11 protein-coding genes are annotated in these 15,826 nt (G+C 63.5%); 8 read left to right on the top strand and 3 right to left on the bottom strand.

Annotation, left to right across the window (positions count from 1 at the left end; all coding sequences use genetic code 11):
- The first annotated feature begins 27 nt into the window (after window positions 1-27).
- The 4 genes from AC1D1B_RS17500 to AC1D1B_RS17515 are packed head-to-tail and all read left to right on the top strand — an operon-like array spanning window position 28 to window position 4,102.
- Window positions 28-1,215 carry an MlaE family ABC transporter permease gene (locus AC1D1B_RS17500; RefSeq protein WP_477333716.1) on the top strand — a complete coding sequence of 396 codons (1,188 nt, stop codon included), beginning with the start codon at window positions 28-30 and terminating at the stop codon, window positions 1,213-1,215.
- Between the two features lies 1 nt (window position 1,216).
- Window positions 1,217-2,035 (top strand): ABC transporter ATP-binding protein, encoded by an 819-nt coding sequence (locus AC1D1B_RS17505; protein WP_477333717.1) that lies wholly within the window; start codon window positions 1,217-1,219, stop codon window positions 2,033-2,035.
- A gap of 14 nt (window positions 2,036-2,049) precedes the next feature.
- The gene (locus AC1D1B_RS17510) at window positions 2,050-3,423 is read left to right on the top strand and encodes an MlaD family protein (protein ID WP_477333718.1); all 1,374 of its coding nucleotides are present in this window, start codon (window positions 2,050-2,052) and stop codon (window positions 3,421-3,423) included.
- A 37-nt stretch (window positions 3,424-3,460) separates the two neighbouring features.
- The gene (locus AC1D1B_RS17515; RefSeq protein ID WP_477333719.1) at window positions 3,461-4,102 is read left to right on the top strand and encodes an ABC-type transport auxiliary lipoprotein family protein; all 642 of its coding nucleotides are present in this window, start codon (window positions 3,461-3,463) and stop codon (window positions 4,100-4,102) included.
- Between the two features lie 78 nt (window positions 4,103-4,180).
- On the opposite strand, the gene AC1D1B_RS17520 is transcribed toward AC1D1B_RS17515, so the two are convergent.
- On the bottom strand, window positions 4,181-10,246 hold the full coding sequence (locus AC1D1B_RS17520) for a kinesin (RefSeq protein WP_477333720.1): 6,066 nt from the start codon (window positions 10,244-10,246) through the stop codon (window positions 4,181-4,183).
- Window positions 10,247-10,577: 331 nt separating this feature from the next.
- Here AC1D1B_RS17520 and AC1D1B_RS17525 point away from each other — a divergent pair, with 331 nt between their 5' ends.
- The 3 genes from AC1D1B_RS17525 to AC1D1B_RS17535 all read left to right on the top strand — a co-directional run bounded on the left by AC1D1B_RS17525 (window position 10,578) and on the right by AC1D1B_RS17535 (window position 12,519).
- Entirely contained in the window at window positions 10,578-10,916 is a 339-nt protein-coding gene (locus AC1D1B_RS17525; RefSeq protein ID WP_477333915.1) for an Hpt domain-containing protein, read from the top strand.
- 157 nt (window positions 10,917-11,073) lie between these two features.
- Entirely contained in the window at window positions 11,074-11,394 is a 321-nt protein-coding gene (locus tag AC1D1B_RS17530; RefSeq protein WP_477333721.1) for a 2Fe-2S iron-sulfur cluster-binding protein, read from the top strand.
- A 93-nt stretch (window positions 11,395-11,487) separates the two neighbouring features.
- A complete protein-coding gene (locus AC1D1B_RS17535) occupies window positions 11,488-12,519 on the top strand; it encodes an NAD(P)/FAD-dependent oxidoreductase (protein WP_181057163.1) in 1,032 nt (343 codons plus the stop codon).
- A 23-nt stretch (window positions 12,520-12,542) separates the two neighbouring features.
- Here the strand turns inward: AC1D1B_RS17535 and AC1D1B_RS17540 are convergent, their stop codons facing one another.
- Together AC1D1B_RS17540 and AC1D1B_RS17545 are read right to left on the bottom strand one after the other, a co-directional pair.
- A complete protein-coding gene (locus AC1D1B_RS17540) occupies window positions 12,543-14,024 on the bottom strand; it encodes an MDR family MFS transporter (RefSeq protein WP_477333722.1) in 1,482 nt (493 codons plus the stop codon).
- A 215-nt stretch (window positions 14,025-14,239) separates the two neighbouring features.
- On the bottom strand, window positions 14,240-14,860 hold the full coding sequence (locus AC1D1B_RS17545) for a DUF922 domain-containing Zn-dependent protease (protein WP_477333723.1): 621 nt from the start codon (window positions 14,858-14,860) through the stop codon (window positions 14,240-14,242).
- A gap of 118 nt (window positions 14,861-14,978) precedes the next feature.
- Here AC1D1B_RS17545 and folP point away from each other — a divergent pair, with 118 nt between their 5' ends.
- A complete protein-coding gene (folP, locus tag AC1D1B_RS17550) occupies window positions 14,979-15,824 on the top strand; it encodes a dihydropteroate synthase (RefSeq protein WP_477333724.1) in 846 nt (281 codons plus the stop codon).
- Window positions 15,825-15,826: the final 2 nt, after the last annotated feature.

Genomic DNA, 15,826 nt, shown 5'->3' on the forward strand with positions numbered 1-15,826 from the left:
TCGACCCGTCAGGCTAAACAGGACGCCATGTTGACCATCGGCAAACGCGACGCAAGCGGCAACGCCGCCAAGGAGGCCGACCACCAGCCCCGCGTCGCGGTCGGCGAGGAGGGCGGCGTCCTCGGCTGCGCCTTCTCCGGAATCTGGACCACGCGGACCGTGGCGCTGGTCGATGCCGAGATGCGCAAGATCGAGCAGCGCAAAGGCTTTCAGACGCTGGCGCTCGACCTTTCCCATATCGAGAAGATCGATACGGCCGGGGCCTGGCTGATCGATCGCCTGGTCTGCGCCTTCGAGAAGAAGGACGTCGAGATCAAGATGCAGGGGCAAAGCGATGTTGCCTCGATCCTGCTCGGCGCTGTCGGCGAAGCCGTCCGGCGCGAGCCCGAATCGCGTGGTTTCCGGCGCCCCAACATCATCCTTCGTGCCCTCGAGGCGATCGGCCGCCGCGTCTATGAGATGCGCGACGATTTCCTCGCCTCGATGAACATCCTCGGCGCCACCATCGGCGGCGCGCAGATGAAGCTCGGGCGCGGCCATGCCATCAACCCGGCTGCGATCTTCAACCAGATCGATCGCATGGGTGTCGGCGCCATACCGGTGGTGGTGCTGATGTCGGCCATCGTCGGCGCCATCGTTGCCCAGCAGGGCGCCTACCAGCTCAACTATTTCGGCGCCAACATCTTCGTTGTCGACCTGGTCGGCGTGCTGATCCTGCGCGAGCTTGGCGTGCTGATGACGGCGATTATGATCGCCGGCCGATCCGGCAGCGCCATCACCGCCGAAATCGGCTCGATGAAGATGCGCGAGGAGGTCGACGCGCTGAAGGTCATCGGCCTCAACCCAATCGGCGTGCTGGTGTTTCCGCGCCTGGTGGCGCTGGTGATAGCGCTGCCCTGTCTCACCATTATTGCCAATTTTGCCGCTCTCGGCGGCGGCATCGTCGCTGCCTGGCTTTACTCCGGCATTTCGCCGTCCGCTTTCATCGACCGGCTTCGCGGCGCGATCGATATCAGCACCATCTTCGCCGGCCTGATCAAGGCACCGTTCATGGCCATGATCATCGGCACCATTGCTTCCGTTGAAGGCATGAAAGTCGGCGGCAGCGCCGAATCGCTGGGCCTGCACGTCACCGCCTCGGTTGTGAAGTCGATCTTCGTCGTCATCATCCTCGACGGCCTTTTCGCGATCTTCTACGCCTCGATCGAGTTCTGACATGATGGGTAAGAGCTCAAACGGGATCAAGGCCGAGCAAGGAACGGACGAAACCGATATCGTGCTCTCCGTGCGCGACATTACTGTCTCGCTGGACGACAAGCTGATCCTCGACAAACTGGCGCTCGACATCAGGCGCGGTGAAATCCTCGGTTTCGTCGGCGCCTCGGGCGCCGGCAAATCGGTGCTGCTACGCACCATTCTCGGCCTGCTTCACAAGCAGTCCGGCACGATCAAGCTGTTCGGCGTCGATGTCGACAAGGCGAGCGATATCGAACGGTTGCGCGTCGACATGCGGCTTGGCGTGCTTTTCCAGCATGGCGCGCTGTTTTCGGCGCTCACCGTGCAGGAAAACGTGCAGGTGCCGATGCGTGAATATCTCGATTTGCCGAGGAAGCTGATGGATGAGCTGGCCTTGCTCAAGATCGAGCTGGTCGGCCTGCCGCCGGACGCTGCGCAAAAATTTCCCTCGGAGCTGTCGGGCGGCATGATCAAGCGCGCCGCGCTGGCGCGGGCGCTGGCGCTCGATCCCGACATCGTCTTCCTCGACGAGCCGACATCCGGTCTCGACCCGATCAGCGCGTCCGAGTTCGACGAATTGGTGGTCAAGCTGCGCGATACGATGGACCTGACAGTCTACATGGTGACGCACGATCTCGACACGCTGTTTACCGCCTGTGATCGGGTGGCGGTGCTCGGCAACAAGAAAATCCTGGTCGAAGGCACGATCGACGACATGCTGAAGAGCGAGGAACCGTGGGTGAAATCCTATTTCCGCGGAAAACGCGCCCGGCAACTTGATCTTGCCGCGCGCGCATAGCCATAAGTGGGGCAATGGAAACCAGAGCCAACTACGTAATTGTCGGCATTTTCACCCTGGCTGCGATCCTGGCGGCCTTCGCGTTCGTCTATTGGACCGCGCAGATCGGCGATCGCGGCGAGACGGCACAGCTGCGCGTGCGCATTCAGGGTTCGGCCTCAGGCCTCGGCCCCGGCAGTCTGGTGCTGTTCAACGGCGTCAAGGTCGGTGTGGTCAAGCGCGTCTACTTCGACCGCAATGATCCGAATGCCGCCATTGCCACGACCGAGATCGACAAGACGACGCCGCTTACCAAATCGACGCAGGCCGATATCGGCATCGCCAGCCTTGCCGGTCAGGTCAACATCGAACTGAAGGGCGCCAATCCCAAGGAACCGAACCTGCTTGAAGAGGCGGAAAAGGAAGGCCGGACCGCCGAGATCGTCGCCAACCCCTCTGCCGTCAACAATCTGCTGCAGACCGCGCAGAACATCTTCACCCGCGCCGACAAGGTGCTTTCCGATCTCGAAGGCTTCACCAAGGATGTGCGCGGGCCGCTGACCCAAACCGTCAAGAACGCCCAGACATTCTCCGATGCGCTGGCCAAGAATGCCGACGGCATCGACAAGTTCCTGTCCAGTGTCAGCGCGCTGTCGGACGAGTTGAAGGGTGTTTCCGGCAAGCTCGACGGCACGCTGAAGGCCGCCGAAGGCCTGCTCAATGCCGTCGACAAGGACAAAATCAAGAGCATCGTAGCCAATGTGAACACCGTCACTGCCAATCTGAAGGAGACCAGCGGACAGCTCGATGGCGTGATCAGGAATGTCGACACGGCGGTCGGCTCGGTCAATGATTTCGCCACGCGCACGCAAGGCACGCTGGCCAAGGTCGACAATGTGCTCGACGGTATCGATCCGGCGCAGGTGCACACCGCGCTCGCCAACATCCAGAAGGCGAGCGAAAACGCCAACAAGGCCGCCGCCGACATCGCCATGGTGACCGACAAGTTCGCCGACCGGGCCGACGATATCGACCAGACGATCAAGGACGCCAAACAACTGGCGCAGCGCCTCAACGATGCCTCGGTGCGCGTCGATGGCATCCTGAAAAGGGTCGACACGCTGCTCGGTTCGGGTCAGGCCGACGGCGTCATGGCCGATGCCAGGGACACGCTGAAATCGTTCAAGCAGGTCGCAGACACCCTGAACGCGCGGCTTGGCACCATCACCGACAATCTGGCGCGGTTCTCCGGCCAGGGCCTGTCGAATGTCGAGGCGCTGGTCCAGGACAGCCGGCGTTCGATCAGCCGCATCGAAGAGGCGGTGACCGATCTCAGCCGCAACCCGCAGCGCATCTTGTCGGGCGGCGACGGCGAGGTCCGGCAGTTCGATGGCAGGGCACGGCGTTGACTTCAGCCGCCGCCCGCCGCAAGAAGTTGAACCGCGAATGCGGGTTGGTCTTACGATCCGGGGACAACGGGGATCGCGCGTGACGTTCAGGTTGGGTGGGCATAAATCTGCTGTCGTGTTGCTTGGCTTGACCCTTGCCGGTTGCGCGGCATTGGGAGGCAAACCAGCGCCGCTCGATACATTCGAGCTGTCCGCTCCGTCGATTGACGCGCATGGCCACAGCCGCCGCCAGATCCTGATTGCCCAGCCTTCGGCCCTCAAGGCGCTGGACAGCCAGAACATCGTCATCAAGCCATCCGATCGCTCGATCCAATACCTCAAGGGCGCGCAATGGGCGGACCGCCTGCCGCTGATCGTGCAGGCAAGACTCGCCGAAACGTTCCAGCGCTCCGGCAGCTTTGCCGGCGTCGGCAAGCCGGGCGAGGGGCTGGCGATCGACTATCAGGTGATCGTCGAAATCCGCTCCTTCGAGGTGCGCGTCGATGGCGGCGAGCACGCCGACGTCAATCTCTTCGTGCGCATCCTGAACGACCGCAATGGCGAGGTGCGCGCCTCGAAAAGCTTCACCGCATCCGCTCCCGTCTCGGGCAGCGGCAATCCGGCCTATGTCAGCGCGCTCGACAGTGCCTTCGGCGAGGCGGCGAAGGACATCGTGCGCTGGACGGACTCGGTGATCTGAGAACCGCTACCCGATAGATCGGAAATAGAAAAAGGCGGGAAAGTTCCCGCCTTTTCTTTTTGAACCTTCCTGTCGCCGTCAGTGCAAACGGCCGCTCGCATGGGCCAGCATGGTGTAAACCTTGCCGGTGTCCGACGTCAGGTAGGTCTGCGCCATGATGTTGTCGCGGTCGTTGCGCGACACATCCTTGAGCAGCTTCTCGAAATCGTCGCAATAGCGATCGACGGCGGCGCGGAACTCCGCCTCTCCCTGATATTTGCGACGGATTTCATCGAAGGTCTGCTGGCCCTTCAGCGTGTAGAGGCGGCGCGTGAACACGTCACGTTCGCCGCGCCGGTAGCGATTCCACAGCTCGATCGAGGCGTCATGGTCGATCGCCCGCGCAATATCGACGGAGAGCGAGTTGAGCGACTCCATGACATGCAGAGGCGAACGCTGGGCGGGTGTGGCGCGCGGTGCTTCCGCGGGCGCTGCCGGCGCCGGCCTGGCGACTTCCTCCTCGCGCGATGCCCCGGTCAGGAGGTCGCGCACCCAGCCGCCTTGCGGCGTGCGGGCATTGGCGTCGCGTTGGCGCGGTGCTTCGGCAGGACGTTCGATATCGAGCGTGCCACGCAGGCCGCCGAGCGGCGCCTGCGGTGCCGGGCGCTCCGGCTGGGGCGCCGGCGGCGGGCGGCGTACAGGCTCGGCCGGGCGCTGGACCGGCGCCTGGGGAGCCGGGCGCAAATTACGGGGCTCGGAATTGTCGCCACCGCCGCGGCCCGATTTCGCAACGATATCCGAAAGTTCCTTGAGCGCGTTGATCTGCTCAGAAACGGCACGGCGGATCGCCGAAGTCGATTCCTTGGCCTCTTCCGGCATCTCGATGACGCCCTTCTTGAGCTCGGCGCGTGTGAGGTCGAGCTCGCTCTTGATCGAGCTTGCGGTGCGCCGCATCTCCTCGGTCGCATCGGCAAACCGGTTGGTTGCCGAATCGACCACTTCCGCAATGGCAATGCGGATCTTGTCGGCGGATGCCAGCGTCCTGCCTTCGGCATTCTGCATCGTTTGGCCGACAAGGCTCTCGAACGAACGCATCACCTTCTCAAGGTCTTCCGACTTCTTGACCAAGCCGACGGCGAGATCTTCCAGCGACGACTGCCTCTCCAGCGTGTGTTCCAGATTGCTCTGTGCCGAGCTCAACAGGTCGGAAGCCGAGGACAGCAGTCGGCTGTGTTCGTCGAACTTGGTGGCGATCGAGGCGACTTCGCGCAGCGTCGAAGACGACAGTTCGGTAAGCCGCGTCGTGTTCGAATCGACCAGGCGGGCCGAGCTGGCGAAGGTCTGCGCCGCCTTTTCGGTGGTCGCCGCGAAGCTTTGCGTGCTGCCGCTGAGACGTTCGTCGACCTGGCCGAGATTGACCGCCGCCTGCTCGATCAGCTCTCCGAGCTGCGAGCTTGAGACGCTCATACGGCCGATGAGGTCGGCGACACTGTCGGCGAGCGACGAGCGCGCGCCTTCGACGGCCGACAGCGTTTCGGCCGTGCGGCTGGCGAGCGCGTTGACGAGAGCGGCGTTTTCGCTGCGCAGCTTCTCGGTGGCGCGTTCGGTGACCTCTTCCATGCTCTTTTGCAGTTCCGAGCCGCCCTGGGCGAAGCGCTCGACCAGCGGCCGCGCGGTTTCGTCGAGGATTTTCGACATCTCGGCCGAACGCGCCGCCAGCATGGTGTTGAGTTCGCGGGTGTTGGTGCCGATGGTCTTGGCTGCGTCGTTGGTGCTCTGGCCGATGTGCTGGCCAACCGCGGTGAAGGTCTCCGCAATCGTGTTGGCGCGCGAGATCAGTTGAGCCTCGGCGCTCGACACTTGCTCGTTGAGCTTCTGGCCCATCGTCTCGGTGGTATAGGCGAGGCGGTTTTCGACACTCGCGACCTGTTCCTCGACGCGGGTGGTTGCGGCAGCAACGCTCGCGGCCAGCCGCTCGTCGGCGCCGGCCAGAGCCTGCTCCATTTCGCGGGCGTGGACGGCAAGTTCCTGGCCGGTCTGGCGTGCGCGTTCGGCTACCCGCTGCTCGGTGCTGGCGAAGGCGCCGACAATGTTGTCGGCATGCTCGCCGATCGTCGAGGTGGAGTCGGCGATGCGCGACACCAGGCGGTGGTCCGCCTCGTCGAAGATGCGGCTGATCTCGGTGGCGCGCGCCGACAGGGCGTCGGAACCCTCGGCAATGCGCGAGATCAACTGCTGGTCGGCGGCGTCGAAGATGCGGCCGAGGTCCGAGGCGCGGGCGGCCAACGCCTCGGCGGATTCGCCGATGCGCATGCTCAGCCGCTGGTCGGCACCCTCGAAGTTGCGCAGGATGTCGCCGGCGCGGTCGGCCAGCGACTGTGCCGTCTCGACTGCACGGGCGACCAGCTTCTGATCGGCGGCGTCGAACGTGCCGGCAATTTCGCCGGCGCGGGCGGCCAGCCTTCCGGCCGTCTCTTCGGCGCGGGCGAGCAGCGAGTTCGAAGTCTCGTCGTGCCGGGCAAGCAGCGCGCTCGTCGTGTCCTCGGCGCGTGCGTGCAGGCGGCGATCCGCGTCTTCGAAGGTGCGGGCGATATCTTCGGCCCGGGCCAGCAGGGCAGAAGAGGTCTGCTCGGCGCGCTCGGCGATCTTGCGATCGGCATCGCTGAAGGCGGCACCCGCCTGTTCGTGCAGGGCGCTGGTGACCTCCATCACCTTCTCGCGCAGTGCGCCGGCGACGAAGACGGCGCTCTTTTCCAGCACGTTGCGGACATTGTCGACACCCACCGACAGCGCGCGCTCCATCGTTCCGGCGCGCTCCTCGATGATGCCGGTCTGCTTGCTGAAGGCTTGCTCGATCTTCTCGACGTCGGCTGCGATAGCCGCCGAAATATCGGTGCTTCTGGCGGCGATCTGGTCGATGTGGCCCGACAGCGAGCGGTCGACGTCGTTGCGTGCGTCGGCGAGCTTTGCCAGATCGCCTTCCAGCGCCTGGGTCAGCATATTGCGGCCTTCGGCCAGCTTGCCGACATGGCCGGCAATGATGTCGTCGACCTCGCCGCGGCTTGCCGACAGCTTCTGCAAGTCGGCTTCCAGGGCGCGCTTGAGGATGTCGCGGCCTTCGGCCAGCTTCTCGACCTGGCCGGCGACCAGTCCGTCGATGCTCGACCGGCTCTCGGCCAGCTTGGCGAGGTCGTCCTCAAGAGCCTTCGACAGCGTCGCGCGATCCTGGACGAGCTTGTCGCTGTGACCCTGGAGCAGGCTGTTGACATTGTCCAAATCGGCTTCCAGCACCCGTGCGAACTCTCCACGGTTTTCAGTCAGCTTCTGCGACTGGTCGACAATGGCGCTCCTGATCGTGTTGAGATCGGCTTCGAGCGCCCGCTTGAGGATGTCTCGGCCCTCGGCGAGCTTCTCGACCTGTCCGGCGACCAGGCCATCGATGCTGGAGCGGCTCTCCGCCAGCTTGGCGATGTCGTCTTCCAGTGCCTTTGAGAGGGCCGAACGGTCCTGGACGAGCCTATTTTGATGATCGGCCATGATGCCGCTCACATTGTGCAAATCATCCTGAAGCGCCTGGGATAGCGTCGAACGATCCTGGACAAGCCGGCCCGTGTGGTCGGCGATCAGGCTGTTCACATTCTGCAGATCGGCTTCCAGTGCCTTCGAAAGCTGGCTGCGCTCTTCCGCCACCCGGTCGGAATGACCCACGATGGCACCCTTGATGGTATTGATGTCGGCTTCGAGCGCGCGCTTGAGGATGTCGCGGCCCTCGGCCAGCTTCTCGACCTGGCCGGCGACCAGCCCGTCGATGCTCGACCGGCTTTCCGCCAGTTTGGCAAGGTCGGCCTCAAGCGTCTGTGACAACAGGCCACGGTCGTCGGCGAGCCGGTCCGAATGGTCGGAGAGCAGGCCCCTGATGCCGGACAGGTCGTTCTCGAGCGCCTTGCTGAGTTCGGTCCTGTCCTCGGCCAGTTTCGCCGAGTGGTTCTCAATCACACCCTTGATGCCGATAATGTCGTTTTCCAACGCCTTGGTCAGGACGGCACGGCCCTCGGCGATCTTTTCGACCTGACCGGCGACCAGCCCGTCAATCGAGGCGCGGCTGTCGGCAAGCTTGCCGAGATCGGCTTCCAGGGCGCGTGACAGAATGTTACGGCCTTCTGCCAGTTTTCCGACATGTCCGGCGACCATTTCATCAATGATCGTGCGGGCTTGAACGAGTTTTCCGGAGTCTTCATGCAAGGCCTGGTTGAGCCGGTTGCGGCCCTCTTCGAGCCGCTCCAGGTGGCTGCCGAGCGACGCGTCGATGGCGGCGCGCGACTCATTGACCTTGCGCAGATCCTCTTCCAAAGCGCGCGAAATCAGGTTGCGGCCTTCGGCAAGCTTCTGCACCTGATTGGTTACGGCTGCGTCGATGCCGGCGCGGCCCTCGGCGAATTTCGCCAGGTCCGCCTGCATGGCAGTCGCCATGCGTTCGCGGCTTTCGGACAGCTTGCGGCTGTGGTTTTCGACGGCGTCCTCGATGCCGACGCGGGCGTCGGCGAGGCGCTGGATGTCGGTGTCGAAGGAGCGCGACACGACATGGCGGGCCGCTTCCATGCGACCGGCGAAATCGCTGGCGCGGGCTTCGAGCATCGACGAGGTCGACGAAACGATGTCGGCCATGTCGGCGCCGATCTGGGTCTTGCCCTGATCGATCATCGCCGACAGATGATCCTTGCTCTCGGCGAAGGTGTGGGCGATCTCGCGGGCGCGCTCGACCAGCGTTTCATTGATCTGGCGGGCGCGCGCCTCGAGTGCGGCGTTGAGTTTTTGCGTGCCGGTGTCGAGCGCCTCGGCGCGGGTCTGGAATTCGCTGATCAGCGCCTGGCCGCGCTCGGCCAAGGTGCGCTCGATGCCGCTGAGGCTGGATTCGAATTCCGAGCTCAGGGTTCGGGCGGCGCCGCCGAGCAGCGACACCATGCCGGTGGTGCGGTCGTCGAGCAGGTCGGTCAACGAGCGGGTCAAGCCGTCCGTGGTGTCCGTCAGCTTGGCGATGCGGGTATCGAGCAGCGACGCAAAGGCTTCGCCTGACGTCGACAGCCGGTCGGTGATCGTATCGAGCCGGCCTTCCACTTGATCGAAGATCGACATCGAGCTTTCGTTGATGCGGTCGATCAGCGTGTCGCCGGAATTGGTGATCGTCATCGACAGCTTGGTCGAGGCGTTGAGGATGGAGTCGCGAATGATGTCCGAGGCAGCGCCGATTTCGTCCTTGAGCGTCTCATGCGCGCCAGTGATCGAGGCGCGCACTCGCTCGGCATGGGTGACGACGGCTTCGCGTTCGCTGCCCAGTCCGTCGACCAGCGAGCGGATACGGGACTCATTCTCGGAATAGGAGCGTTCGATCTGGTTGACCTCGCTGTGGACCAGCGTTTCGAGCTCGACGGCGCGCGCCAGCGTGCGCTCGATGCCTTCGCCCATGGCCGCCACTTCACGGCGAACGGCCTGGCCGATCATCATGACTCGGTCCTGGGCGAGGTTTTCCGGCTCCGCCAGGCGGAAAGCCACTTCGGTCATCGACTGGGCGGCGATGCGCATTTCCTGCGCGCGGCGGATCATCGCCGCGAAGGCCCAAAACAGGACAACCGGTATGATTGCCGCGATTGCGAGGCCAATCAGTTCGGGGCGGGCCAGGAGTTGATCGAATGTACGAATTTTCCAGATGCTGGGGCCAAACAGCAGATTGGCAAGACCGCCGGCGCCGGCAATCCAGGCCAGCGACACGAACGCTACGACCCAATAGATCGTGCTCGACGCACGCCGATTGAGGCTGTGCAGAAGCGTCTTGTAATCTTTCTGGCGGTCGTCGTTTGCCGGCTTGAAACCGGCCGGCTGCGAGCTGTTGCGCGATTCAACCGGGCGCAGCTCTGCAGGCTTGGCAGCCGGCGTCGCGCTTTGATTTTGTTGGACGGGTGCGCTTTGAGTGGGGGCGGGTTTCTGGGTCCGACCTTCGCGCGCCAGTTCGTCCGCGGCCTGCGATATCTGCGCTTCCAGATCTTCCATCGACGCCGCTATATCGAGATCGCCGCTGCCGTCTCCGCTAAGGTCGAGGTCTAGTGCCTTTTCGAGTTCCCTGGCTACGTCGCTGTCGAGAGTTCTGGTCGTCGTTGGTTTCTTCGCCATGCCTTCGCTACCCTGTACTAGCTGCCGAGGGACTTTATGATTTTGGCCTGAATGATTCTGGCCTGATTCTCGCTTGTCTTATCCCATGCAGGAGGCTGAAAATGGACCTTCGTATCGTAATGACACACAGGGGTAAAGAAAACATGCATTCCGCGAGATACGTAAAACTTTAAATATAAGGTTAACGTGAACGTGATTTCGCCGCCTCTACGGCAACAACTTTCCGGCCCATTCATTAACGCGTTGGCGACGGAAATCGCCTATTTTTTTTACGGCGATCGGGACAAGGAGTTTCAAATTGGTACGCGGTGAAAGCGGCATTGCCTTCTCAATGCCGGGCGGCGATGCGTCGGGTCCGGCCCGTTCGCGGCCGGTGGATCTGGCCCATCTGGCCCGTCAGACAATGGGCGATCGCGCCCTCGAACAAGAGGTGCTGGCGCTGTTCGTGCAGCAGGCGCTTTCCGTCCGCGACAAGATCCTGGATGCCGATGTCCGCGAAAGGCTGCTTCTGGCACATGGGCTGAAAGGTTCGGCGCGCGGGGTCGGCGCCTTTGCCATCGCCGACTGCGCCTCATCAATCGAACAGCAGCCGGAAGACACACGCACTCTCAAGCGCCTCGGCGCCCTGATCGAGGAAGTGCGCGATTTCATCGCCGCCATCAGCCGGTAGTGGCTACCGCTCGGCAGCGGCCACCGGGATGAATCGGCGGGGCCAGGGCGCGCTTTAGCCAGCTTTCCGAAAAAACGTCACAAAGCGGCGCTTTCGCGCCGCAGTTGACTTGTCCAGCGGAGTGATTATCTCGGCTGAGACTCCCTTCAGGTGACAAATGACCAAGCTGACCTTCATCGCCCATGACGGCACTCCTTTCGATGTCGAGGCCGAAAACGGCTCGACCGTTATGGAGAATGCGATCCGCAATGCGGTGCCGGGCATCGAGGCCGAATGCGGCGGCGCCTGCGCCTGCGCAACCTGCCATGTCTATGTCGACGAAGCCTGGACGGCCGAAGTCGGCGAGCCGGAGGCGATGGAAGAGGATATGCTGGACTTCGCCTATGACGTCCAGCCGAACTCGCGGCTGTCCTGCCAGATCAAGGTGCGCGACTCGCTTGACGGCCTCGTCGTGCGCGTGCCCGCCCGCCAGGGCTGAACCAACTTCTTTCGGATTTTTGCCGCCGCCGCTTGGCAGCGGGCCAATGCTCATGCAGTCTCGCCCCAGTTTTGGCAATGAGGCTCGCCTGGCATGACCGATGTAATCAAGACCGACGCACTCATTGTCGGAGCAGGGCCGGTTGGCCTGTTCGCCGTGTTCGAACTTGGCCTCTTCGACATGAAGTGCCATCTGATCGACATTCTCGACCGGCCCGGCGGCCAATGTGCCGAGCTCTATCCGGAAAAGCCGATCTACGACATTCCGGGCTGGCCCTCGATCTCGGCGCAAGGCCTGGTCGACAAGCTGCTTGAGCAGATCCATCCGTTCAAGCCCGATTTCAGTTTCAACCGCATGGTCTCCAGCCTGGAGAAGCTCGACGACGGCTCATTTCGGGTCACCACCGACGAGAACGAGGTGTTCGAGACCAAGGTGGTGGTTATCGCCGCCGGTGGCGGCTCGTTCCAGCCCAAGCGGCCGCCCATTCCCGGCATCGAGGCCTATGAGGGCAAAAGCGTCTTCTATTCTGTGCGCCGCATGGAGGAGTTCCGCGGCCACGATCTCGTCATCGTCGGCGGCGGCGATTCCGCGCTCGACTGGACGCTGAACCTGCAGCCGGTGGCGAAAAGCGTCACGCTGGTCCACCGGCGGCCGGAATTCAGGGCGGCACCCGACAGCGTCAACAAGATGTACGCCATGCAGGAGATGAAGCAGCTGGAGTTCCGCGTCGGCCAGGTGAGCGGCCTGACCGGCGCTGACGGCCAGCTGGCGTCCGCGACCATCAAGGGCGGGCCTGACGGCGACATCGAGGTGCCCTGCACCCGCATGCTGCCGTTCTTCGGCCTGACCATGAAGCTCGGCCCGATCGCCGAATGGGGGCTCAATCTTCACGAGAACCTGATTCCGGTCGATACCGAGAAATTCCAAACCTCGGTATCAGGTATCTTCGCCGTCGGCGACATCAACTGGTACCCCGGCAAGCTGAAGCTTATCCTGTCGGGTTTTCACGAGGTGGCGCTGATGGCGCAGGCGGCCAAGCGCATCATCAGCCCCGGCGAGCGCATCGTCTTCCAGTACACCACCTCCTCAACCAGCCTGCAGAAGAAGCTCGGCGTGGTGGCGTAGGTAAACCTCTGCCGAGCCGAGGTTCACTCCACAAGGACTGCCGCCTCGGTCTCGTCGCGGCCACGCAACGACTTCTCCGGCATCAGCGCCAGCGTGATCAGCGACAGGACGAGCGTGATGGCTGCTGCAAGGAAGATCATCATGAACGGTGTCGCCGAGACGATCTGTCCGGCAGCCGGCGCGCCTTCGCCGGCAAGCGGCAGGCCATAGCCGAGCGCCACGGCGCCAAGCATGGCGACGCCGAGCGCGCTGCCCAGCGAACGCAGGAAGGTCAGCACGCCGGTGGCGACGCCGAGATGCGCGCGGTCGACAGCGTTCTGCACCGACACGGTGGCGACCGGGAAGGTGGTGCCGCTTCCCAGCCCAATGCAGATGGTCAAAAGCTCGACCACCAGCAGCGAGGCGCGGCCGGCGACCAGGCTGAGTACGCCGAGACAGATAATGGCGAAGACAACGCCGACCATGGCGATGCGCTTGTAGTGGAAGAAGCGCGGTATCGTGCGGCCGCTGAACGTTGCGCCGGCCACCGTGCCGAGCAGCAGGCCGAGCATGGCGATACCCGACTGGCTGACCGAGAGGCCGATGATCGACTGCAGATAGACCGGCAGGTACACGGACAGGCCGATATTGGCGGCCTGCAGCAGGAACATTGACGCCGTGCCGGCAAGCACGATCGGATTGCTCAGCACTTCAAGCGAGATCAGCGGCTCGGCCGCACGCATCAGCCGCAGCGCGAAGGCGCCCCAGAAGGCCGCCGAACAGGCGAGCAGGCCGAGGATTTCGCGCGAGGCCCATGGATAGGCGCTGCCGCCCCAGTTGAGCGCCAGAAGAAGTAATGCCGTCGCCACCACCAGAAGCAGCGCACCCAGGGCGTCGATGCGATGCCGCTTTGCGGCGACCGGCAGCTTTCGCAGCGGCTTGTTGATGATCGCCATGGCCACCAGGCCAAGCGGGATGTTGATCCAGAAGATCAGCGACCAGTGCAGATGTTCGGCAAATCCGCCGCCGAGCAACGGTCCGGCGATGCTGGCGACTGCCCATGTGCCCGAAATCCAGGCGGCATAACGCGCCCGCTCGCGCGGCGGCACCAGGTCGCCGATAACGATCTGCGCCAAGGCGAACAGGCCACCGCCGCCCGCACCCTGGATCGCCCGGCCGATGACCAGCACGAACATGTTGGGGGCCATGGCGCTGACCAGCGATCCCGCGAGGAAGATCAGGATCGCCGCATAGACCGTCGGCCGGCGGCCATGGACGTCGGAGATCTTGCCGTAGAGCGGCGCCATGGCGGTCGCCGTCAGGAGATAACCGGTCACGATCCACGGCAGATAGTCGGCGTGGCCGAGCGAACGGCCGATGGTCGGCATGGCCGGCGCGACGATGGTCTGGTCGAGCGCCGCCAGGAGCATCGACAGCAGGATGCCTGCGATGATGACGTTCTTCTCGCTTTCCGTCAGCGGCGCGGCGGGCGCCACCATAGCCGGCTTGTCGACAGCCTGGTCCATATCAGTTCATCCAAAATGCCTGCGAGCGCTTGCACGGCACCAAATGGCCGCTCCGCTATCCGCCGCTCAATTGATCTTGATCTCGCGTTTCAAAGCTCGCGCCTTGCGAGCCTGACATATGTCGTCCCGTATAGGCCGATTTCGACCCTTGCCCGAAAAATTTCCGGGGCTGGCCTCATGTTTCGGCGGGATTGGCTTGGTATCAGTCCTGTGTTTCAGCCCGGTGGAAGCTGGCCGTTCTCGACGCGCTGCATGCGGTAGCGCAGCAGCCGCAGAATGCGGCTTTCGAAGTTGACGCCTTCGACGCGGTCGAAGCGCAACTGGTCCTGGTCGTGCCTGGCGAGCTCGGCTGCAGTAATCTGCGCCGCCTTCGCCTTTGCTTCGGCGCAGGTCTTTTGCGGGAAGCTGGCGTTCAGCGCGTCCTCAAGCTGACGACCGTGGTTCTTGGCAATCTCGACATGGCGCTCCTCGTGGCGCTTGATGTCGGCCGACAGTGTATCCCAGAACAGCCTGACATCGGAATCGGCCTTGCGCGGCCGGCGCCATTCCGGAAGGATGACCTTGACCTTGACGGTGACGGCGGCCTTGGCGATCCGGCAGGAATCAGCGGTTTGCGCGTAGCTGATGCGGGTGGTGAACGCCATCTGGGTGGCGCCCGGATGCCGCATCCCGGTGCTTTTCACCTCGGGTCCGTGCTTCGACAACTGCGTCTCGATGTCATCGAGCGTGCTGCCGCCGATGGCAAAATAGCTGTAGGTCTTTACCAGATTGGCCGCGCCCGCCGGCAAAGCGGTCAAAGCCAGCATCAGGGCGCAGAGCAGGGGTCGCTTCATCATGTTGCCTCTTCACTCACCTTGCTTTACGGCCCTTGCCGGCGCAACGGAATTGATCTTCCACCGATCACGCATCGTTGATGGATTGCAAGCGCGCGATGAGCCACATGGTTGAAGGACAATGACGACAAGGCGATGGCAACTGGCGCATGGGCGCCATCTCGACCTTGGCGAGAAGGCCATTGTCGTCGGTATCCTCAACGTCACGCCGGACAGCTTTTCGGATGGCGGGCAGTTTGTCACCGCTGAACAGGCGGTGGCGCAGGCGCGCCGAATGGTGGAAGAGGGCGCTGCCGTCATCGACATCGGCGGGGAATCGACGCGCCCCGGTGCCTCTCCCGTCACCCCGGTGGAAGAGCAGGACCGCATATTGCCGGTCATCGCCGCGCTCGCCGGCTCTGGTGAAGCGCTGATTTCGGTCGACACCTATCGCGAGCAAACCGCGCGGCTGGCCGTCGCTGCTGGTGCGCATGTCGTCAACGATGTCTGGGGCCTGCAGCGCGAACCGGGCATTGCCCGCGTCGCCGCCGAGACCAGCGCCGGGCTGGTCATCATGCATACCGGGCGCGAGCGGCAAAAGCTGCCCGATGTCATCGACGACCAGTTTTTCTTCCTTAAAACATCGCTGGAGATTGCTAGGCGCAGCGGCGTCAAGGACGATCAGATCGTGCTCGATGCCGGCTTCGGCTTCGCCAAGGAGACCGCGGAGGAAAACCTCGATCTGATGACGCGGTTTTCCGAATTGAAGGCGCTGGGCTTTCCACTGATGGCCGGTACTTCCAGAAAACGCTTCATCGGCACCGTAACCGGCCGCGACGCCGCTGAGCGCGGCGCAGGGACGGCAGCCACCAGCGTTATCCTCAGGCTCAAGGGCGCCGATCTGTTTCGCGTCCACGATGTCGCAATCAACGTGGACGCGCTGGCCGTCGCCGATGCTATGCTGGCGCGCGAAAAGCCAGGACGCTAAGA

This window comes from Mesorhizobium sp. P2_C5_2 (assembly GCF_056404535.1).

Bases quoted from the DNA above. Each gene is read 5' to 3' on its own strand.
- AC1D1B_RS17500 (WP_477333716.1), top strand. From the start codon at position 28: ATGTTGACCATCGGCAAACGCGACGCAAGCGGCAACGCCGCCAAGGAG.
- AC1D1B_RS17505 (WP_477333717.1), top strand. From the start codon at position 1,217: ATGATGGGTAAGAGCTCAAACGGGATCAAGGCCGAGCAAGGAACGGAC.
- AC1D1B_RS17510 (WP_477333718.1), top strand. From the start codon at position 2,050: ATGGAAACCAGAGCCAACTACGTAATTGTCGGCATTTTCACCCTGGCT.
- AC1D1B_RS17515 (WP_477333719.1), top strand. From the start codon at position 3,461: ATGCGGGTTGGTCTTACGATCCGGGGACAACGGGGATCGCGCGTGACG.
- AC1D1B_RS17520 (WP_477333720.1), bottom strand. From the start codon at position 10,246: ATGGCGAAGAAACCAACGACGACCAGAACTCTCGACAGCGACGTAGCC.
- AC1D1B_RS17525 (WP_477333915.1), top strand. From the start codon at position 10,578: ATGCCGGGCGGCGATGCGTCGGGTCCGGCCCGTTCGCGGCCGGTGGAT.
- AC1D1B_RS17530 (WP_477333721.1), top strand. From the start codon at position 11,074: ATGACCAAGCTGACCTTCATCGCCCATGACGGCACTCCTTTCGATGTC.
- AC1D1B_RS17535 (WP_181057163.1), top strand. From the start codon at position 11,488: ATGACCGATGTAATCAAGACCGACGCACTCATTGTCGGAGCAGGGCCG.
- AC1D1B_RS17540 (WP_477333722.1), bottom strand. From the start codon at position 14,024: ATGGACCAGGCTGTCGACAAGCCGGCTATGGTGGCGCCCGCCGCGCCG.
- AC1D1B_RS17545 (WP_477333723.1), bottom strand. From the start codon at position 14,860: ATGATGAAGCGACCCCTGCTCTGCGCCCTGATGCTGGCTTTGACCGCT.
- folP (WP_477333724.1), top strand. From the start codon at position 14,979: ATGACGACAAGGCGATGGCAACTGGCGCATGGGCGCCATCTCGACCTT.